The sequence below is a fragment of the Streptomyces sp. NPDC059256 genome (assembly GCF_042753785.1).
Classification (GTDB): Bacteria; Actinomycetota; Actinomycetes; order Streptomycetales; family Streptomycetaceae; genus Streptomyces.
On record NZ_JBHYZO010000023.1, the window covers coordinates 38,783 to 57,687 of the forward strand.

At 68.6% G+C, this 18,905-nt stretch carries 16 protein-coding genes; all 16 read right to left on the minus strand.

Going from position 1 to position 18,905, the window contains the following annotated elements:
- Nucleotides 1-20: 20 nt before the first annotated feature.
- Entirely contained in the window at nucleotides 21-509 is a 489-nt protein-coding gene (locus ACFXJL_RS29995) for a S26 family signal peptidase (RefSeq protein WP_358880638.1), read from the minus strand.
- Nucleotides 506-709, minus strand: coding sequence for a hypothetical protein (locus ACFXJL_RS30000; RefSeq protein WP_358880637.1), 204 nt, complete (start codon nucleotides 707-709; stop codon nucleotides 506-508). Before ACFXJL_RS30000 ends, ACFXJL_RS29995 begins: the two co-directional genes overlap by 4 nt.
- Nucleotides 706-2,613, minus strand: a complete 1,908-nt coding sequence (locus ACFXJL_RS30005; RefSeq protein WP_384697506.1) for an ABC transporter ATP-binding protein — start codon at nucleotides 2,611-2,613, stop codon at nucleotides 706-708. Before ACFXJL_RS30005 ends, ACFXJL_RS30000 begins: the two co-directional genes overlap by 4 nt.
- Nucleotides 2,610-3,155 carry a redoxin family protein gene (locus ACFXJL_RS30010; protein WP_358880635.1) on the minus strand — a complete coding sequence of 182 codons (546 nt, stop codon included), beginning with the start codon at nucleotides 3,153-3,155 and terminating at the stop codon, nucleotides 2,610-2,612. The genes ACFXJL_RS30005 and ACFXJL_RS30010 overlap by 4 nt, the downstream gene beginning before the upstream one ends.
- A 130-nt stretch (nucleotides 3,156-3,285) precedes the next feature.
- Nucleotides 3,286-3,816 carry a MauE/DoxX family redox-associated membrane protein gene (locus ACFXJL_RS30015; RefSeq protein ID WP_384697509.1) on the minus strand — a complete coding sequence of 177 codons (531 nt, stop codon included), beginning with the start codon at nucleotides 3,814-3,816 and terminating at the stop codon, nucleotides 3,286-3,288.
- Nucleotides 3,813-4,133 (minus strand): hypothetical protein, encoded by a 321-nt coding sequence (locus ACFXJL_RS30020; protein WP_384697512.1) that lies wholly within the window; start codon nucleotides 4,131-4,133, stop codon nucleotides 3,813-3,815. Before ACFXJL_RS30020 ends, ACFXJL_RS30015 begins: the two co-directional genes overlap by 4 nt.
- 889 nt (nucleotides 4,134-5,022) lie before the next feature.
- Complete coding sequence (locus tag ACFXJL_RS30025) at nucleotides 5,023-6,849, minus strand: MOSC domain-containing protein (protein WP_384697515.1); 1,827 nt, start codon at nucleotides 6,847-6,849, stop codon at nucleotides 5,023-5,025.
- A gap of 37 nt (nucleotides 6,850-6,886) precedes the next feature.
- Nucleotides 6,887-7,999 carry a C45 family autoproteolytic acyltransferase/hydolase gene (locus ACFXJL_RS30030; RefSeq protein ID WP_384697518.1) on the minus strand — a complete coding sequence of 371 codons (1,113 nt, stop codon included), beginning with the start codon at nucleotides 7,997-7,999 and terminating at the stop codon, nucleotides 6,887-6,889.
- The gene (locus tag ACFXJL_RS30035) at nucleotides 7,996-9,066 is read right to left on the minus strand and encodes a P1 family peptidase (RefSeq protein WP_358880630.1); all 1,071 of its coding nucleotides are present in this window, start codon (nucleotides 9,064-9,066) and stop codon (nucleotides 7,996-7,998) included. The genes ACFXJL_RS30030 and ACFXJL_RS30035 overlap by 4 nt, the downstream gene beginning before the upstream one ends.
- Nucleotides 9,063-9,836, minus strand: a complete 774-nt coding sequence (locus ACFXJL_RS30040; protein WP_384697521.1) for an ABC transporter ATP-binding protein — start codon at nucleotides 9,834-9,836, stop codon at nucleotides 9,063-9,065. Before ACFXJL_RS30040 ends, ACFXJL_RS30035 begins: the two co-directional genes overlap by 4 nt.
- Nucleotides 9,833-10,936 carry an ABC transporter ATP-binding protein gene (locus tag ACFXJL_RS30045; protein ID WP_384697525.1) on the minus strand — a complete coding sequence of 368 codons (1,104 nt, stop codon included), beginning with the start codon at nucleotides 10,934-10,936 and terminating at the stop codon, nucleotides 9,833-9,835. Before ACFXJL_RS30045 ends, ACFXJL_RS30040 begins: the two co-directional genes overlap by 4 nt.
- Nucleotides 10,933-11,808: an ABC transporter permease gene (locus ACFXJL_RS30050; protein ID WP_384697528.1), complete on the minus strand. Its 876-nt coding sequence runs from the start codon at nucleotides 11,806-11,808 to the stop codon at nucleotides 10,933-10,935. The genes ACFXJL_RS30045 and ACFXJL_RS30050 overlap by 4 nt, the downstream gene beginning before the upstream one ends.
- The gene (locus tag ACFXJL_RS30055) at nucleotides 11,805-12,851 is read right to left on the minus strand and encodes an ABC transporter permease (protein WP_384697531.1); all 1,047 of its coding nucleotides are present in this window, start codon (nucleotides 12,849-12,851) and stop codon (nucleotides 11,805-11,807) included. Before ACFXJL_RS30055 ends, ACFXJL_RS30050 begins: the two co-directional genes overlap by 4 nt.
- Nucleotides 12,852-12,857: 6 nt before the next feature.
- Nucleotides 12,858-14,486, minus strand: a complete 1,629-nt coding sequence (locus ACFXJL_RS30060; protein ID WP_384635263.1) for an ABC transporter substrate-binding protein — start codon at nucleotides 14,484-14,486, stop codon at nucleotides 12,858-12,860.
- Between the two features lie 193 nt (nucleotides 14,487-14,679).
- Entirely contained in the window at nucleotides 14,680-15,687 is a 1,008-nt protein-coding gene (locus ACFXJL_RS30065; RefSeq protein ID WP_358880624.1) for a LacI family DNA-binding transcriptional regulator, read from the minus strand.
- Nucleotides 15,688-15,811: 124 nt separating this feature from the next.
- The gene (locus ACFXJL_RS30070; RefSeq protein ID WP_384697535.1) at nucleotides 15,812-18,814 is read right to left on the minus strand and encodes an aminotransferase; all 3,003 of its coding nucleotides are present in this window, start codon (nucleotides 18,812-18,814) and stop codon (nucleotides 15,812-15,814) included.
- Between the last annotated feature and the right edge of the window lie 91 nt (nucleotides 18,815-18,905).

Genomic DNA, 18,905 nt, shown 5'->3' on the forward strand with positions numbered 1-18,905 from the left:
GCCCCCTGGAATGACCGACCTCACCCACCGTACGAAGGGGGGTGCACGCCCTCGTCCGCGGTTGCCACCGGGGCCGCTCGGCTGAGGACCCGTACCACCACGCCCAGGACCTGGTCCACCGGACAGGGACCGTGGCTTCGCGAGTCGTCGCTGTGCACGCCGTCGCCGACGACCGCGAGATGGCCCGCCGGCACCGGTTCGGCGCCGAACGGGTCGCCCGCCAGCGCCACCGCCCGCTTGATGAACCACTCGGTGGCCGCCAGATCCCCGGAGACCGGTGGCCTCTGTCGCCACGAGGTCATCGAATCGGGGCAGGCGACCACCACGATGTCATTGCGCCGCAGTCCGCGCCGACCGCGCCGGATGAGAACCCGGTCGCGGTCCGACAGGGTGGGCAGCATGCTCGCCCCGCGCACGGTCACGGCCACATAGCGGCGCCGTACCCACCACGCAGCGAGGGCCGCGACTGCGCAGAGCAGTACAGCGAGCAGGGTGAGGAACCACGTCATACGATCCGGCCGTCCTGTTGCCGGACCACCCGGTCCAGACCCAACGACACCCTCGACGCGCTGGCCCTCGCCCCGGCTCGCCGATCGAACTCCATCCGGTACGCCGTGCACGGGCCGCCGACCTCGACCAGGGAGTCCTGGCTGCCCACCAAGCCACGCCCGTCCCTCGTCGACGCGGACGCTTCCGTCGAGTCGCTCACACCGCCACCTCCTCGTCCTCTGCTTCGTCTTCCGCTTCGTTCTCGTCGTCGGTGTATCCCGACGCCTGGAGTGCGAAGAGCCGCGCGTACTCACCGTGCAGGGCGACGAGTTCGCCATGGCTGCCGCACTCGCTGATCCTGCCGTCGGCCAGGACCACGATACGGTCGGCCCCGCGCACGGTGCCCAGCCGGTGGGAGATCAGCAGACTGGTCGCGCCCGCGCGATGGGCCCGCATCCGCTCGTGGAGGCCGTGCTCCGCGGCGGCGTCGAGGCCGGCGGTCGGCTCGTCCAGAATGATCAGATCCCGGTCCTCGCGCAGCATCGCGCGGGCCAGCGCGAGGCGCTGCCACTGGCCACCGGAGAGTGCCACACCCATCGACGGCTCACCCGTCCCCTCGTCGTCGGCCTCCGGGAAGGTGCGGGACAGCAGCGTGGCATAGCCGCGCGGCAGTTCGCCGATGAAGTCGTGGGCGTCGGCGCGACGGGCCGCGTCGGCGATCCGCTCGGGGTCGCCGAGATGGCGCAGGTCCCCGATGCCGATGTTGTCCGTCGCCGACAGGTCATAGGCCACACGGTCCTGGAACACCGCGCTGATCCGGTCCCGCAGCTGTGACGGGTCCATTTCCCGGATGTCCGTACCGTCCCAGCGCACGGTGCCCCGCGTTGGGTCGTACAGCCGGCAGATCAGCTTGACCAGCGTGGACTTCCCGGCACCGTTGAGGCCGACGAGGGCCACGGACTCGCCCCGAGTGATCGTCAGACTCACCCCGCGCAGGACCCATGGCCCGTCGTCCCGATAGCGGAACCAGACGTCGTCGAACTCGATGCGGTCCGCCAGCGGTGCCACGGGCACCGGGTCGGGTCGCACCGGCAGATCGACGGGGAGGCGGTTCACATCGACGTAGTGACGGAACGTCAGCAATCCCTGGTAGCCGCCGGTGATGTGGCTGATCATGACGGACAGGGCCCCCTGCACCCCGGCGGACGCGGTGAGGAAGGCCGAAACGTCACCGACGCCGAACCGTCCCGACAGCGCACCGTGGACCGTCCAGGCCAGTCCACCCGCGGCGATCAGGGCGCTGAGCACCAAGGGCGGTGACTGGAAGGCGAACACCCGCCGCTCGTGCCGCTCCTCCGCGGCGTTGATGTCCCGCGTCTCGGAGTTCATCCGGCCGAGCAGAAAGCCCCCCGCCCCGAACAGTCGCACCTCCTTGACCGCGGAGACGTCCAGCATCAGCCCCTGGTAGAAGATCTGGCGCCGGTTGCGAGGACTGATCCTCCACATCAGCGCGGCCTGCCGCCGGGTGAGCGAGACCTGGACCAGCAGCGCGGGAACCGCCGCGGCGACGGTCACGACCGTCAGCCATGGGGAGATCGACGAGAGGACCGCGACCATCCCCAGCACTGCGATGGCCTGTTGGACCAGGCCGGACATGGCGGTGGTGATCTCGGCGGGTGCGCTGATCGCCGAGTCCTGGGCCAGCCGGAGCCGGTCCAGGAACTGCGGGTCCTCGAACCGCGACAGACCGATGAAGCGGTTCACCTTTCCGTACAGGCGCTGCTGCGCCAGATGGGCGATGCCGCGCTGGAGGCGGGCCCGGGTGTAGTCCGCGGCGAGCGGCAGCAAGGCCATCAGCGCGGTGACCGCGCCGAGTCCCGTCGCGAGCGCCAGGGGGGAGGGGCCGGCTGCGTCCCGGCCGTACTGGAGTGCGTCGAAGAGCCACTTCGTCAGCAGGGTGAGTGCGGCGGGCAGCAGCCCCTGCACCACGGTCAGCAGAAGGTGGCAGACGCAGGCGACCGGCCCGGCGCGCCAGGTCAGCTCCAGTGCGGCGCCCGCGCCGGTGACGAAGCCCTGCGGCCCGCCGAGCCGGTGCGCCCCGGGCTCCCCCCGGCCCGCGTTCACGCCGGCAGGCGGTCCAGCACCGGATTGGTGCCGGCGCGGGCGTAGGTGACGGTGCCTTCAGGGTCGACCGACACCGTGGTGGGCGTGCCCTTGATCGCGTACAGCGTGGACAGCGGGCCCGCGGCCTCCTCGAACACCACCTTCGCGACCCCGTCCAGCGGGGCCGCCATCTCCCGGGCCGTCGCCTCGTCCCCGGCGATGACCACCACCATCTGCTCGGCGTCCATACCGGCGAGCCTGGCGGCCTCGGGCAGGTCAGCCGCCACCGTGACGCAGACGGAACACTCGGTGGACAGGAAGGTCAGCGCTGCTTCTCGGCCCCGGAGGGCGTCCGAATCCACCAGTGTCCCGTCGGTGGCGACCGCGGTGAAGGCGGGCAGCGGCTCGCCCGTCGGAGGACCTGATTCCAGACCCTCGGTCCCGAACAGCCTCTTGCGCTCGTCCTCGTGGCGGCGCAGCCGCCTGATGACGGCGAGGATCAGCACCAAGTTCAGTGCGGTGACGGCTCCCACGAGCAGCAGTCCGATGGACAGATAGACCATGCCACTTCCTTTCGTCCGGTGAGTCCTGCAAGTCCTGCGAGTTCTGTGAATCCGGTGCGTTGGATGAGTTGGGGCGCACTTCGTGCGGGAGCGGGTGGGTCGATGGGGGCGCGTTCCTCGTACCGCAAGGTCATGGCACGGCCAGTAGATCCACGATGTCGTCGAAGAAGGCGGTCACCGCGGTGATCACCGCCGCCGCGGCGGCGCAGAGGAACACGGCGGGCAGCGCCGGTGAGGTCCACGATGCGGCTCCGGCCCCCACCAGCCCCAGGGCAGCCAGACCCAACAAGGGCGCGTTGCGTACGATGTGCCGCCGGCCCAGCCGTGCGGTGGGGCGGCCGAAGCAGGCGCACGACACCTCGGCGCGGGACACGGTGGCCACGACGGCGACTGCGGTGAACCCCGCGGTGAGCACGACCGCGGCGATGAATCCTGGCCGTACCGTCTGCGCAGGGCCGAGGAGCGCGACGGCGGTGGCGCCCTCTGCCGCGATCAGCGCGGCGGCCGATGGCCGGGCCAGACGCCGGGCGCCGGGGCCGGCCCGCCGCAGCAGGCCGTCCAGCATGTCCCGCGTCTCCCCGAACGACCACGCCTTGGCGATCGCGGACACCAGGAGGACCCCGGCGAGTGCGAGCCGCGCCATGAGCACCGCGTATGTCATGCCCACTCCTTTGCCAGCAGTCGGGCCATGGCCCTGGGCCACTGGATCAGTACGGGGACCGGTTCGGACGCCGTCGCCCATGTCCTGCCCGTGGCGATGACACCGGTGCCGAGTACGCGTGGGCCTTGCACCGCCCCATCGGACAGTGGCCACAGCGCGGCGGCCCCAACGAACAACACCCCGGTGGCCGAGCCCAATAGGACGATGGACATCCCCCTCGGATGCATCAACCGGGTCGTCACGTCCTCTCGTTGGGCCGGGCTCACCACGTCGTAGGCGCCACGGACCGTGGTGACGGCGCCCACGACGGTCAGCATGCCGGCTTCCGTATTGCCGGCTTCCGTGTGATGGGCAGCACCACGAACGACGGCCTTGCTCCTGGGGGCCCGGCGAGGAGAGCCATGAACCCGACCGGGTGACCCGCCAGTTGGCACTGCATCGAGCGGAACACCTACCCTCCTCGTCGGGGGTCGGTCAGCGGACGGGAGGACCGGTCAGCAGGTCAGGACACCGCAGTTCTTCCAGGGGCCGCAGGTCAAAGCGGGGCAGGCGCTACCCCCCACATAGCAACAGCGCTTGTGCAGCCGGTTAGCCACACAAGCGCCGACCTGAACATAGGCGGTGTTACAGGCGCCGGGTGAACAGCTGCCGAGACATGGGTTGTTGGCGGCCCAAGCCTCGGTCTCGGGGGCAAGTTTGCTCAGCAGGGTATCGCCGAGTCGGGTCAGGAACGTCACAGGTTCGCCTCTCTCATCGGTCGGTGCACCGTGGCGGTTCTGAGGGCCCGGGATCCCCGTGGGTTCTCCAGGGAACCCGGGACCACGCGTCCATCCTGAACGCGAGTGGATCAGAGCATTCACTCCCCGTGATCACAACGAGGCAATCGATTTGTGATCCAGGCCACATCCAGCCGCTGGCGGTCGTTCAAGTGCCCTGTCTTGAACCTTTGTTGCATCTCCAGCCATGGCATTCTGCGTCTGCGCTGATCAGAGCCGGTACATCGAGTGTCAGGCGGGTCAGTTCCGACTTCGGTTCATGCCGCGGCCACCGGCTGAAAAACTTCGACTATCACGGGATAGGCCCAGGAGCCGGCCGTGATATCGGCGTTGGATCCGGTCGACGGCAGCGGTTGTTCGATCGTCCGCAGGGAGGAGGACAAGGGGTTGTTGTTCGGATGCGAAGAAGGTAGGCACCAGCGGCGCGGGACTAGATCTGAACGCTCACACTTCCCGTCGGAACCGCACAGCACAGGAGTGCCTGGCCCGGGCCCAGCGGAACCGACGGTGTGACGAGGTGGTGGACGGTGCCGGTGACGCGCTGACGGCAGGTTCCGCAGCCCCCGGAGCGACAGGCCGATGGAGGGGCCAGTCCGGCGGCCTCGGCGACATCGAGGAGTGTGCCGTCATCCTCTGACCAGCGGGTACGAATGTCCGACCCGGCGAAATGGACGTCGAACGGACCGGGCGCAGGTGGCGGATGCTCCTCCAAGGGGACATCCCCCGGGGAGTAGAACAACTCGTCCGCGATGGCTTCGTCGGACACCCCGGCCTGCACCAGTGTGTTCCGTACGCTCTGTACAAATCCTTCCGGGCCACAGAGATAGACCTCGACATCGCCATCGGCGGCCAGTTCCTGGAGGTCGTCCTTCGTCGGGCGACCGGGAGTGGCGCCCTCGGGCAGGGGGTGTCCCGCGTCGTGCGCGGTGACGAAGAGGCGGTGGGAGGCGCGGGGCAACTGGTTCATCAGCGCCAACGCCTCGTCCCAGAGGGGCACCTCGTCGAGCGAGCGGACGACGTTGATGACGGTCACCGCTCGCTGGGGGTTCTGGTCGATCAACTGCCGCAGCACCGGCAGCACCGGAGTGATGCCGATTCCCGCACAGGCCAGTACCAGGGGGCGTCGGCTGTCGGAGTCGATGAGCTCGTCCCCGTACGGTCCGGAGATCATTACCCGGGAGCCGGTCGTGAGGGAGTGCAGGAGGGGGGACACCCGGCCCGTGTCGACCTGCTTGACACTGATGCGGATGGTCGTCGCTGTGGCGGCGGTGATGGTGTAGCAACGCCACAGCGGCGCACCCTGCCCGTCGGTGAGGTGGACACGCAGATGTTGGCCGGGGCGACAGTCGGCGCCCGCGGGGTCGTCGAAGGTCAGACTGGTGACACTGGGGCTCTGGGGGATGCGGGCGATCAGTTCGGCGGTGCGCGGCCAAGCCGGATCGGGCACCGGCAGTGTGGACGCATCGACGAGCGGACCCAGATCGACCATGGTGTCGCCTGGGGCGATCGTGCCGCCCCGTATGACCCTGGCGTACACACCACAGCACATATGGCCGTAGCGGGATGCGAGCAACACCGGCACATTGAGGTTCCGCCGCCCGGTGTCAGGGTCGACGGTGGTGGCCCGACACCGGTCGGTGGTCTGGACGACCTCCAACTCCGCATCACCGATGCGGACCCGATGCCCCACGAGGTCGAACTCCCGCCACGCCCCGAGTCCCGAGACATAGAGGTTGGCGCGGAACCTACGGGGATCGATCGCGACGCCGGAAACGGCCGCCATGTCGTCCAGAGTGTCCAGATTGATCAGCGAGAGGGCTGCGTACGGCCAGTCCCACACGGGCGCCCGAGGGCGGGTGAGCTGTACGGGGCCGAGCGGGCCGGCGGGGAACCAGCCGGCCAGCTCGGAGTTGGCCTTCTTGAGCTCGGTGGCATCCGGGCCGCCGTCCACCCCGGTACGAATCTCCACCGACCGGCCGTCCGGCGCGCTGATGCTCAGCGCGCCGGCTCCCGCGGGATCGTCATCCACCAGCGCCACTCGGTAACGGGCGAGCTCTGCGTTACGCATGAGGCGCAGGAAGGCGAGGCTCGGGATCCAGCCGTCCTCCACCGTGGCCGCCACCTCACCGTTGAGCAGACCGCAGACACGGTCCATGGGCAGCCCGCGGCCGGGGGTCAAGGTGACCGTGGACAGGGCGTGCCCCTGGAACCCCTTCACCGGGTAGCGGGCGATCTCCGTGAGCCGGGCCGGGGTCATGGGGGGACGTCCTTTCGCGATCGAGAAGTGGCCAAGGTCAGAAATGCTGCCAGGTGGATGTGCCTGCCGTGCAAGGGCCACCGTCGTGGTAACGCAGGCTCCTCGCGGCGAGGTCGAGACTGACCGTGAGCAAGGTGCTCCACTGCTGGTGGGAAGGCAGGTCCGGCTGGGGATGACAGCAGATCGGCGCCCCGTCCACGTCGTGTGAACGAAGCAGGTCGGTCCAGTGTGCCCGGTCGCAGGACATGAGCAGTTCGCGATGGGCGCTGAGGTGGGCGAGACGGGGATGGGTGCTGGCCTGGCGCGCCGCCTGATCCCCCTTCGCCAGGGTGGGATCGAGGAAGTGGTTGGTGTGCAGCAGCACTCCGTCGCGGTCCGGCCGGACGACCGCCGTCCCCGCCGGGCTCAGTTCGATGCAGGCGGCGTCGCCCTCCCCACCGTCGTACGTGACCACGGTCAGCACGGTCGACGCGGAGACGGTGGCCGATGCGGCGATGTCCCTCGCTTCGGCGATGGTGGTCGCTTCCTCCAGCACTCTGCGGGCCACCGCATGGACGGGAACCTTGATCCCGGTGCCGTCGGCGCGGTGGCTCAGAATGTTGAAGTGGACACCGAGTCCGCCGGAATTGACACCTATCTTGGCGAGGATGCCCGCTTCGGTGAAGGTGCTCACCGTAGGTGCGCCGCCGGCGGACCGGAGGCGGACGAGCGTCCGGGAGGCAGTGAACTCACGGTGCCAGTCCCACGTCTGTATGGTGTGCGGCGCCCCCGGACCGCCCACGTACACGGCGGTCGAGCACTCGCCCTCGGCCGTGGCGCCCACCGTGGCGAGGATCTCCGTACGAGCGTTGAGCATGCCGATGCGCCAGGGAGGGACTTCGGCGCCGGCAGCCACCGCGATGAGCTCGCGGTGCAGGCCCGGGGCCCACCCCTCGATCTGAGCCAGTGCGGTTTCGCCGTGCTCGCGCAGATCGGCGGGTTCCACGCCCACGGTGGTGAACAGGTCGTCGTATCCGGCGACGGCTGTGTGGATGCGGGCCCGCACGGACGTCCCGATGGCGAGCCCGCGGCGCTCGCGGTCGGTGTGGTCGCTGCGAACGTGGGCGATGGGCAGGGGGAGCTCCGGGCACTCGGTTGCAGCAGGGATCACAGGGCGCTGCTCAAGATCGCGTCCCACATGACCTCGGAGGCCACGGCCCCGAGCCCGACGGAGGTGAGGGCGTGTTCCCCGAGCCGTGATGGAGTGCTGGGGAGGTCGATCTCGTCCGTGGTGAGGGTGAAGAGGGTGTCTCCGTCGAGGTTGGTGTGGAAGGGCTGGATGCCGCGGTGCATGGAGCTGTGCACCTGACGGCCGAACATGCGCAGTTCCTTGTCACCAAGCCGGACGTTGGTGATGACGATGGAGATGGTGGTGTTTCCCGCCAGGGTGGCCGGAGCGGCTCCGGACTCGGCGAAGGCCGCTTCGTAGTCGACGGCGGGCAGCCTGCGGGTGCCGGTCGTGCTGTCGTAGTTGCCGCGGACGACCGTGCCGTTCCGGTCCACGATGACGCCGACGGCATTGACCACGGTGGCGGCGAGGATCTTGACATCGCCGATCTGTCGGAAGGCGGCGCCCTGGCCCGCGAATTCACAACGACCGTGCTCGATCTTGCCGACGGACGCGGTGGCGCCGCCACCGCAACGGCCGACCGGGAAGGTGCCGTGGACGGCGTTGCGCAGCGCTGCCGCCCCGAGCGCGGCATCGGGATGGACGGAGTTGTCGCGGGCGGCGAAGTCGTAGACGATGGCGCCGCTGGCGAGCTTGAGGTCGTTCCAGCCGACACGGTTGGCGTTGCCCCTGAGCAGCTCCTCGTTGACGCCGGCGGTGGCGGCGAGTCCGTAGAGCGATCCGCCGGCGAGACAGACGGCATGGGTGAACTGCTTGTCGCTGGAGAGCAGGCCGATGGCGCCACCGCGCTCGTCGATGTGCATGCGGGCTCCCGCGGGCACATGGATGACCGTGGCGCCGGTGGGGCCCTCGCTGTACTCGGCGGTGCCGACCTCGACGCCGGGGAAGTCGAACTTCACGCTCTCACGACCCGGGCTGGGCCGGGGGACCAGGGGTGCCCCGAAGTCCGCGTTGCCCCGCTGGGCGCGGTCCCGGGTGTCGGCGGGCACCAGTCGGGGGCCGGCGGGGTGCAGCTCTGCGGCGGTCGGGGTGGTGGGCTCGGTGGTCACAGCGTCTCCAGAAGTTGTTGTGAGTAGGGGTGCTGGGGGGTGTCGTAGAACCGTTCGGTGTCGGCGAGTTCGACCACCCGGCCGTGTTGCATGACCGCGATGCGGTGGGCCAGATAGCGGACGGCCGCCAGGTCGTGCGAGATGAACAGCGCACCGAAGCCGTGTTCGACCTGGAGGTCATGGATCAGATTGAGGATCTGTGCCTGGACGGACACATCGAGGGCGCTGACGGCCTCGTCGAAGACGATGAACCGGGGGCGGGTGATGAGCGACCGTGCGATGGCGACGCGTTGGCGCTGACCCCCGCTGAGTTCATGCGGCAGCCGATCCGCGAAACCGCCGCCGAGCCCTACCTGTTCCAGTATCCCGAGGACCGCGGCCCGGTGGGAGCGCAGCCGTCCGCCCTCGGTGGCGGTCAGGGGTTCTGCCACCGAGTCCCCGACCGTCAGCCGCGGGTTGAGGGACCAGTGGGGGTTCTGGAGCACCGCTTGGATCGCACCGGCGCGGGACCGTGGCGAACCGAACGCGCCGTCGAGGAAGCGGACCGCCCCGGAGTCGGGTTTGCGCAGACCGAGTGCGATCGACCCGGTGGTGGTCTTGCCCGAACCCGACTCGCCGACGAGGCCGAGGGTCTCACCGGCGTGAATGTCGAAGGAGACCGAATCCATCGCGGTCACGGAGCGTCTGGATCGACCCCGGCCCGAGGAGAAGACCACCCGGACCTCTTCGAGTTCGAGTACGGCCTGTGGTGGAGTCGGCTCAGTGTTCATCGGGTCGCCTCCGCCCGGTGGATCGGACTGGATCCGATGGGCGCGCCCGCCTCGGGTGCCAACGCGTCGGGATGGTGGCACGCGACCGTACGACCGGCGACGACACGGGGTGCGGGACGGTCGGTCCTGCACAGTTCGGTGGCTCGGTCACAGCGCGGGGCGAAGACGCAACCGTCGAGTCCGACATCGGGTGTCGGTGGGCCGCCGCTGATCGTCCGAAGCCGCTCACCCGAGGTCGCTCGGGCCGGATCGGTGTCCGACAGGGCTGCGGTGTACGGGTGTCGAGGTGAGGTGAGCACCTCGTCGGCGGCTCCGTCCTCGACGATGCGACCGCCGTACATGACCACGGTCCGTTCACACCAGCGGGTCACGCCGGCGAGGTCGTGACTGAGCCACAGCACGGTGGTGCCGTGCTCGGAGGCGAGGGAGAAGACCAGTCGTAGCACCTCCTCCCTGACCTGGCTGTCGAGGGCTGCGGTCGGTTCGTCGGCGATCAGCAGATCGGGTTCGCGGGCCATGACCATGGCGACGGCCACGCGTTGGGCCATGCCGCCCGAGATCTCGTGCGGGTAGAGCCGCAGCACCCGTTCCGGGTCGTGGATCAAGACCCTGTCGAGCATGGCGCCCAGTTCGCTCTCGCTGGGCTTGCGGGCGGTCCTACGGCCCGAGCGCAGCGCGAGTCGTAGCTGTCGGCCGATCCGCAGGGTGGGGTTGAGCGCGCCGACGGGGTCCTGGGCGATCAGGCCCAGTCGCTGGCGGCGCAGCAGTGCGATGCGTTCGGCCGACAGGTCCAGTACGGATTCGCCGTCCACGAGGATCCGGCCGCGCGGATACCGGGTCGCAGCCGGCAACAGCCGTCCGATCACGAGCCCCAGGGTGGACTTGCCCGAACCGCTCTCGCCGACGATGCCGACGCGTTCGCCGCGGTTGACTATCAGGTCGACACCGTCGAGCGCCCGTACGGTCCGTTGCGGGGTGTGGTACTCGGCGACAAGGTCCTCAACGGACAACAACGGGGCTTCGGCTCCGGGCAGCGACACGATCGGGCGACCCTGACGGGTGGAGGGTGCGGTGTCGGGAGGAGGTGTACCGGCGGTCATGTCAGCGACCTCGTCTCTCGCGGTTCGAATCGGTCGCGCAGGCTGTCACCGATGAGGTTGATCGAGACGATCGCCGCGACCAGCACCACACCGGGCGCCACGATCAGCCATGGGGCGTTGACCATGTACAGGCTGCCCTCCTGGATCAACAGGCCCAGGGAGGCATCGGGGAGTTGCACCCCGTAGCCGAGGAAGCTCAGTCCGCCCTCGACCAGGATTCCGACCGACAGCGCATAGGTCCCGTGGACGGCGATGGTGCCGGACACATTGGACAGGATGTGGCGTCGCATGATCGTGATCGCCGGTACGCCGCTGATCCTGGCCGCGACGACGAAGTCGCGCTGGGCGACCGAGCGGGCCGCCGTTCCGACCATCCGGGTCATGAGGGGAACCGTCACCAGCACGATGCTGGCGAGTGCGGCGATCCTGCCGGGGCCGATCACCGCGGCGACCAGGACGGCCAGCACGATCGCGGGGAAGGAGTAGAGCACTTCGCCCAGCCTCATGATGAGCCCGGCCGTCCGTCCGCCACGGTAGCCGGCCACGATGCCCAGTGCCGTACTGATGATCGCGGTGCACAGCACCGCCGCGGACGACAGCAGAAGGGTGGTGCCCACCCCCTGGAGCAGCCGGGGGAGTAGGGACCGTCCGAGGTTGTCCGTGCCCAGTGGCAGGCCGCCGCCCGGGGGTGAGAGCCGCTGTCCCACGGTGGCGTCGGGTGCGCCGCCCACTCCGATGAGTTGGCCGGCCAGGGTCACGACGATCAGGAGGGCCAACAGCCACACGGCACCCCGGAACAGTGGGTCGAATCCGCCCATGGCCAGCACCCGCCGCAGCCGCCCTCGCGGTGTGGATCGGGTTTCGGTACTCATGCTCCGTCCTTTCCGGCCGCGGTGTCGATGCGGGGATCGATCACCGCGCTGACCAGGTCGACCAGGAGGTTCATGACGATGAAGACGGCTGCGGCCAGGAGCACTCCGGCCTGCACGATGGCGTAGTCGCGGCGATCGAGGCCGTCCACGAGGTACGAGCCGAGACCGGGCAGGTTGAAAAGGCGCTCCACGATCACCGTGCCGCCCAGCAGATATGCCGTGAGCGTGCCGACGAGGGTCAGGACGGGGATCGAGGCGTTGCGAAGGATGTGGTGGCGCACGATGAACCCCTTGGGCTCCCCCCGGGCGACGGCGGCGGCCACATGGGGTTCCACCAGGACGCCCATGACCGCATCCCGTGTGGTGCGAGCGGTCACGGCGACGCAGAACACCGAGAGGACGGCGGCGGGCAGCAGCATCGAGACGACCGAGCCGACCGGGTCCTGTGACCAGGGGACGTACACCCCGACGGTGAGTCCGAGGCTGTACCGGGTGAAGAGGAAGAGCACCAGAGTGCCGAGGACGAACTCGGGGACGCTCATTCCCAGGCTGCTGACCAGCCGCCCCACGATGCCACCCCCGCCGCTCCCGGCGCTGCGGATTCCGGTCAGCACACCGAGGGGAATGCCGATGAGGAGGATGAAGACGAGTGCCAGGGCGGTGAGGAGCACTGTCACCGGGAGCCGAACGGAGAGTTCCTGGCCGACCGGCGTGCCACTGGCCAGGGACGTTCCGAAGTCGCCCTGCACGGAACTGAGCAGCCAGTGCCCGTACTGCTCCACGACGGGTCCGTCGAGCCCGAACTTCTCGGCGGCTGCCTCCTTCGCCTCCGGGGTGGCGAGGGGGCCGAGGACGAGATCCGTATAGCTCCCGGGCATGGCCCGGACCGCCGCGAAGATCAGGACGGAGACGCCGAGCATGGTGAGGGCCGCCACCCCGACCTGTTGGACGAAGCGTTGGAAGGGGCGCAGCGCCCTGCGGACGCCGGCCCATGGTGAGGCGGGCGAAGTGCCTGACTGCGCGGTGAGGGTGAGGTTCGGCATCGCCGGCTACTTCGCTGACGGGAGTGTGAAGTCGACGATGTTGCGCAGGATGTTGCCGTATCCCTCGTTGCTGTGGAGGGTGGGGCTCACCTTGTCCGTGCGGTAGCCGATGACGGCCGGACGGGTGACCAGCGGCAGCATGGCCGCATTCGTGTCGACGCGTTCACACACCTCGGTCAGGCTGGTGTTGCGAGCACTGCCCGCGGGCTGCCCACCCGCCTTGTCGATCAGCTTGTTCAGCTCGACGTCGTTGTTGAGGAAGGTGGCGGAGAAGCCCGCCACCTCGGGATTCCACCAGCGGGTGACCATCGCCGGATCCACGTAGCCGGCGAACCAGCTGATGGCGAGGTCGAAGTCGGGCTTCTCACCGTAGATTTTGGAGATGTAGGTGCTGGTGTCGTACTTGAGTATCTTCACCGTCACACCGGCCTTGGCGTACTGCTGCTGGATCACCTGGGCGATCTGACTGTTGGCCGGTTCCGAGTTGTACACCGCGAGCCGGAGCGTGAGGTCCTTGAAGCCGGCTTCCTTGAGGGCGGCTTGGAGCGCTTGCTTGGCGGAGGATGTACCGGCTTTTGCCCCGGGGAGCTTCGTTGGGTCACAGGCGCCCGGCAGTACGGTGGGGGTCACCCCGGTCGGCTGGGTCTTGCCGCCGAAGGCGACGGACGCTATCTGCCCCCGGTCCAGCGCGCTGTTCAGTGCGAATCGCACCTTCTGGTTTGCCAGGGGTGAGTTCTTGTTCTTGGCGTTCTGGATCAGATAGTAGAAGTCGCTATTGCGCTGACTGACTGCCTTGGCATTTCTGGTTCCGGCCAACTGATCAAGCGTGTCGATGTTGTTGAAGAATACGAAGTCGGCGCTGCCGTTTCTGAGGGCGGCGAGTCGTGTGGTCTCCTGCGGAACGATTTTCACCTTGAGTTCGGAGATTCTCAATCGCGCCGCGTCACGGTAGCTGGTACTCGGGGCGAACACCCAGTGCTGGTCCTGCTTGTGTTCCTTTACGGTGAACGGACCCGTGCCCAGCATCTCCTTCTTGAGGTCCAGCGAACCGTCGTTCACCTCCTTCATGGGAAGGACGGCCGCCGGGGTGTTCGCCAGCGCGGCGAGGAATGGGGTGTAGGCACTCCTGAGCTTCACCGTCACCTGGTCGGGACCGGTGGCCGTCACCGATGCGACGGGGCCGAGCTGGCGGGCGTACGGCGCGGGCAACTTCAGCAGGCGCTGGAGGCTGCCGACCACATCGGCCGTCGTCAGTGCGCGCCCGTTGGAGAACGTGACGCCCTTGCGCAGGGTGAAGACGTAGGTCGTCGCGTCGGGCTGGGTCCAGGAACTCGCGAGGAGCGGCTTGATGGAGAAGTCGGGACCGACGGTCACCAGCGGTTCGTAGACCAGGGAGCCGAGGGACCAGGAGCGGGCGGTGTCGGCGGACTGGGGGTCGAGGCCGTCCTCTTCCACCGAGTCGTAGTCGAGTTGCACGGTCAGCGGGCCGCGCCCGGTGGCGGAGGTGTCCGCCACGGCGAGGAAACCGGCCTTCTTCGGGGACTTCGTGGCCTCGGTCGCGGCGGGCGCAGAGCAGGAGGTGATGAGAGCCGACAGGGCGGCGGTGCATCCTAGGGTGACGATTCGTCTCCGCATAGGGCCGCCTCCTTTCCGAAAAGGATGGGCCGGATCGTTCCGGCATGGGGGAAAATTAGTCCCCTCGAAATGGCCTGTCAACGACTTGCGCAAGGGGAATTGATAGGTGATGAGAAGGAAATGTGGGAGGTGAAATATAGGCATGCGAAAGGGCCGGACAGGTCTGGTGTCCTGTCCGGTGGAACGGAAATCCCTACCAGCGGGTAGAGTCCCGGATGTTCATTTCGATCGAGAGGGTCCGTGTGGTGCCGGGTTCCGCGTCCCCGGTCAGGATTTCGCACAGCAAACGGGCGCATTCCGCGCCCATGACGCGTGGTCGAAGGTCGATTGACGTAATCGGCGGCTCCGCCATGCGCATGGCGGAACTGTCGACGCACGAGGCGAGGAGAATGTCCTGGCCCACCGTCCGCCCGGCCGCACGGATCTCCGGGAGCACGGCTGCCGCGGCCCCGTCAGCACCACAGATCAGGGCGTCGATCTCGGGGGATCGGGCCAACATGTCGCGCACGGTCCGCTGAAGCACATCGGGAGACGCGCTGAAGGGAGCCTTGCCGACGAGAACGGGCAGGTCATGTGCCGCGCACCACTGCGCATGGGTGTCGAGCAGGGTCGTCGCCCAGTCCGAGGTGGTGTCGGAGGCGAGGAAGGCGGGCCGACGCGCTCCCGCATCCCTGAGGTGATCGAGCAACTGGGTGGTGAGCTGTGCGTGGTCGGACCAGATGACGCCGGTCGGTTGGGCCTCGCCCACATAGCGCTCCGCCGTCACCACCGGCAGATTCGCGTTCATCAGTTGGTCCACGACGGGATCACCCGCCACCGGGTCGCACAGCACCAGCCCGTCCACCTGCGGAATCGCGCTGTGCTGGGGAAGATGGCCGGAAGAGATCAAAGTGACGTTCAGCCCTGCCCGCGCCGCCTGCTCGGCCACCCCGAAGACGAACCCCATGTAGTACTCGGCACTCGTCAGGAATTCGGGGATGTGCAGCGCGATCGTCTCGGTCACTGAGGTCCGCAACGATCGCGCATTGCGGTTGGGGGCGTATCCGAGTTGCCGGGCGGCGGCCAACACCGCCTCCCTGGTCGCGCCCGACACCCTGCCGTGCCCGCGCAGCGCATCGGACGCGGTCGTCTTGGACACGGACGCCGCCCGTGCCACATCGGCGATGGTCGGGGCTGCTGGAGTGTCTTCTGCGCTCGGCATGAGCGGAATCCTAGAGGCCATCAGCAAGCGCCCCCCACATGATCGGGAATGCCCGCCCGGTCCTTTACCCGCACCCCGGGCGCGTGCGACCGAAGGGGGCCATTCCGTGGTCGAAGCGTCATGGTCACCACCCGTGGGAGAGGACGTCGTCGAGTGCGGACAGGAACACATCAGCGCTCCGGTCGGTCAGACACATCGGTGGTTTGATCTTCAGGACGCACTGGCGGTCCGAGGTCGGTTGGACGATCGCTCCCAACTCGCGCAGCCGTTCACAGATGGCCGCGGTCTCCTCGGTGGCCGGCTCCAGGGTGGTGCGGTCGCGCACGAACTCCACGCCGAGATAGAGGCCGTTGCCGTGCACGGCACCGATCAGCGGATGCCGCTCGGCGAGCGCCAGCAGACCCGCCTTGAGATATGCGCCCACGGTGCTGGCGTTCTCCCTTAGACCTTCGTCGCGCAGGACGTCCAGCACGGTCAGACCGACCGTGGAGCTGACCGGGCTGCCGCCCGCCGAGGCGAAGAAGTAGCCCTGCGAGCGATAGGCGTCCGCGATCTCCCGTCGGGTGATCACCGCACCGAGCGGATGTCCGTTGCCCATCGACTTGGCGATCGTCACGATGTCCGGTACGACACCCTGCTGCTCGAACCCCCAGAACCAGGTGCCGAGCCGCCCGTAGCCGACCTGTACCTCGTCCGCGATGCACAGTCCCCCGGCCGCTCGGGTCGCCGCGTACACCTGTTCCAGATAGCCGTCCGGGAGCGCCATGCCCCCGGCATTGCCGTAGTACGCCTCGGCCACGAACGCGGCCGGGGCCCGCCCGGAGCGGACCAACTCCGCGATGGCCTCGGCCGCCTCCGGTCCGTACCGGTGGGCCTGGGTTCCCCGGTGCTGACCACGGTAGGAATTGGGAGCCGGCACGGTGTGCACCCAGGAGGGCCGTGACACCAGGGCATTGGGATTGTCCGCGATGGAGGTGGAGACGGCATCACTGGCGTAGGTCCACCCGTGGTACGCCTCGCCGACCGCGACGACGTCCTGCCGTTCGGTGGCCGCCCAGGCGAGCCGCAGTGCCAGATCGACCGCCTCGGAACCGCTGTTCACCAGGAACACCGTGTCCAGCTCGGAAGGCAGCAACTCCGTGAGGCGCTCGGACAGTTCGACGACGGATCCGTAGTGGAATCGGGAGTTGGTGTTGAGGCGCTGCCACTGTCGGTGCACCGCGTCACTCAGTATGGGATGGCCGTGTCCCAGTACCGTGACGTTGTTGAGCATGTCCAGATAGGTGCGGGCCTCGGTGTCCACCAGGTGGTGCCGCCAGCCGCGCTCGATCCGGGGCGGTTCGAGATAGTAGTGCTCCTGGACCCGGGCGAACGCACGGTCGCGGCGGAGCAGCAACTCCGCGGCGCTCTCTCCCGGTACCGCTCCGGTGCCTTCCCCGCCGTCCGGGGCCGGGTCGGCAACCAGCAACCGGGTCGGGTCGGGGCAGACGGCCAGCCACCCCGCCGCCAGGTCCGCGCTGACGAAGCGCGGCGGCACGACGGTGCTTTCCAGCTGGGAGAGTTGGATCCACAACCCGTCCCCATTCCCCGCACCGGGGACGGTACCCAGTGGCTGGCCCGCGACCACCGGGCCGCGCTCGACGGTGGCGTCCACTCCGGCCAGGAACAACGCCGGGCCATCGTCCCGGGTGAGTGTCAGCGCCCGCCCCACGCCCGGGATGACCGTACCCGCCCAGGGAGCGTGGACGACCGTGATCGACCGGGGGTGCAACTCGACACCCAGCGCAAGAGTGGCCGTGCTCGTCGTGACGTCGGTTCGGGCCCGGGTGAGCCGGTGTTCACCGTGGACGGTCCGAACGGCCCGGGTCGATGGGTGTTCGGCGAGGGCCTGCGCCACGAGCTCCGACTCGATGTCCTCCGAGAGCCACCGACCCGAGTGGAGCGCATCATTGTGCACCGAGAGGTCCACGACGGCGAGCCGCGCCGATTCGGCTTCGTGCCCTGGAGTGGGACCGTCGGACGCCCCCAGCACGGAGTGCTGGTCATGAGCTCGGGCAAGCCACCCGCCTTCTGCGGCGGCTTGTTCGAGCTCATGACGCAGCTGGGCTGTCATCACCTCGACCGGTTGGGAGGTGGCCATCTCGAACATCGCCCACTCGCGCTCAAGTGCGGCAGCCGCGTACGCATTGCCCGGATCGTGCTGTACGTCGTACCGTCCACTGGCCACGAGCACGCTCGCCCGCAGCACGATCAGGGGCCACAACGCCGCCGTCTCATCGGGGCCGAGGGGCCGGACGGCGTGGAAGGCCCGTACGGCAGGGAGTACGGAGGCCGGGGACGCGCCGTGGTGGTGCAGGATCGACGTACAGGTGACGGCGAGCTCAGCCACGGTCCAACCGTAGGAGAGGTCACCGAAGTCGATCACTCCCTTGGGTAGTGGTCGGCCGTCCCGCTGACGGTCGAACACCACGTTGTTGTCGGTGACATCACCGTGGATCATCTGTACGGGCAGACGGTCCGCCGCCGCCGAGACCACCCGATGGGCGCCGTGGGCGGCGCGGAGCACCCGTTCGGCGTCCTTCGCCTCGCTCATGTGCGGCGCGAGTGATTCCACCACTTCGAGGGCGTTGCGCAGGTCCCACATGGTCGATGGAACGATCCCCGCCGGGGCGAACCCGGCCAGCCCCGCCGTGATGTGCCCCGACAACTCACCGAGTCGGGCGATGACATGGGGCGCGAGATAGCGGCTGTCCATGATCGGCTCGCCGTCGACATAGTCGAACAGTCGGCAGTGCAGCTCGACGCTCTCCGTCCGCAGCGGTTGGAGGTACTCCCCGTCAGTGCCGCGCCGAGCCCGGGGCAGCCGTAGGCCCGGGGCAGTGGTCGTCAGATGCTCGACGGCCTGACACTGGGCGCGCAGCGCGTCCGGACCGGTGGCCGGGTTCGACACCTTCAGTACGTAGCTCGCGCCGGATTCCGACTGAACGCGGAAGTTGCGGTCCTGCTGACTGCCCAGATCCCGGATCGTTCCGATGAGCCCGAACCGCTTCGACAACACGTCCAGCACGGCCTTCTGGGTGAGACCGGGCGTGGGCCCTACGCACCAGTCGGCAGCGGATGCGCTCATGGGTGGTCCCTCTCTTCCATGCCGGAACGTTCCGGCAGACGGTAGTGACCGCCCCCAGCGGTGTCAATGGTCTGGGATCGCCCTCGTGTGT

What these genes read in the sequence shown, in the direction of transcription:
- ACFXJL_RS29995 (WP_358880638.1), bottom strand. Translation starts at nt 509, where the DNA reads ATGACGTGGTTCCTCACCCTGCTCGCTGTACTGCTCTGCGCAGTCGCG.
- ACFXJL_RS30010 (WP_358880635.1), bottom strand. Translation starts at nt 3,155, where the DNA reads ATGGTCTATCTGTCCATCGGACTGCTGCTCGTGGGAGCCGTCACCGCA.
- ACFXJL_RS30015 (WP_384697509.1), bottom strand. Translation starts at nt 3,816, where the DNA reads ATGACATACGCGGTGCTCATGGCGCGGCTCGCACTCGCCGGGGTCCTC.
- ACFXJL_RS30020 (WP_384697512.1), bottom strand. Translation starts at nt 4,133, where the DNA reads ATGCTGACCGTCGTGGGCGCCGTCACCACGGTCCGTGGCGCCTACGAC.
- ACFXJL_RS30025 (WP_384697515.1), bottom strand. Translation starts at nt 6,849, where the DNA reads ATGACCCCGGCCCGGCTCACGGAGATCGCCCGCTACCCGGTGAAGGGG.
- ACFXJL_RS30040 (WP_384697521.1), bottom strand. Translation starts at nt 9,836, where the DNA reads ATGAACACTGAGCCGACTCCACCACAGGCCGTACTCGAACTCGAAGAG.
- ACFXJL_RS30045 (WP_384697525.1), bottom strand. Translation starts at nt 10,936, where the DNA reads ATGACCGCCGGTACACCTCCTCCCGACACCGCACCCTCCACCCGTCAG.
- ACFXJL_RS30050 (WP_384697528.1), bottom strand. Translation starts at nt 11,808, where the DNA reads ATGAGTACCGAAACCCGATCCACACCGCGAGGGCGGCTGCGGCGGGTG.
- ACFXJL_RS30055 (WP_384697531.1), bottom strand. Translation starts at nt 12,851, where the DNA reads ATGCCGAACCTCACCCTCACCGCGCAGTCAGGCACTTCGCCCGCCTCA.
- ACFXJL_RS30060 (WP_384635263.1), bottom strand. Translation starts at nt 14,486, where the DNA reads ATGCGGAGACGAATCGTCACCCTAGGATGCACCGCCGCCCTGTCGGCT.
- ACFXJL_RS30065 (WP_358880624.1), bottom strand. Translation starts at nt 15,687, where the DNA reads ATGCCGAGCGCAGAAGACACTCCAGCAGCCCCGACCATCGCCGATGTG.
- ACFXJL_RS30070 (WP_384697535.1), bottom strand. Translation starts at nt 18,814, where the DNA reads ATGAGCGCATCCGCTGCCGACTGGTGCGTAGGGCCCACGCCCGGTCTC.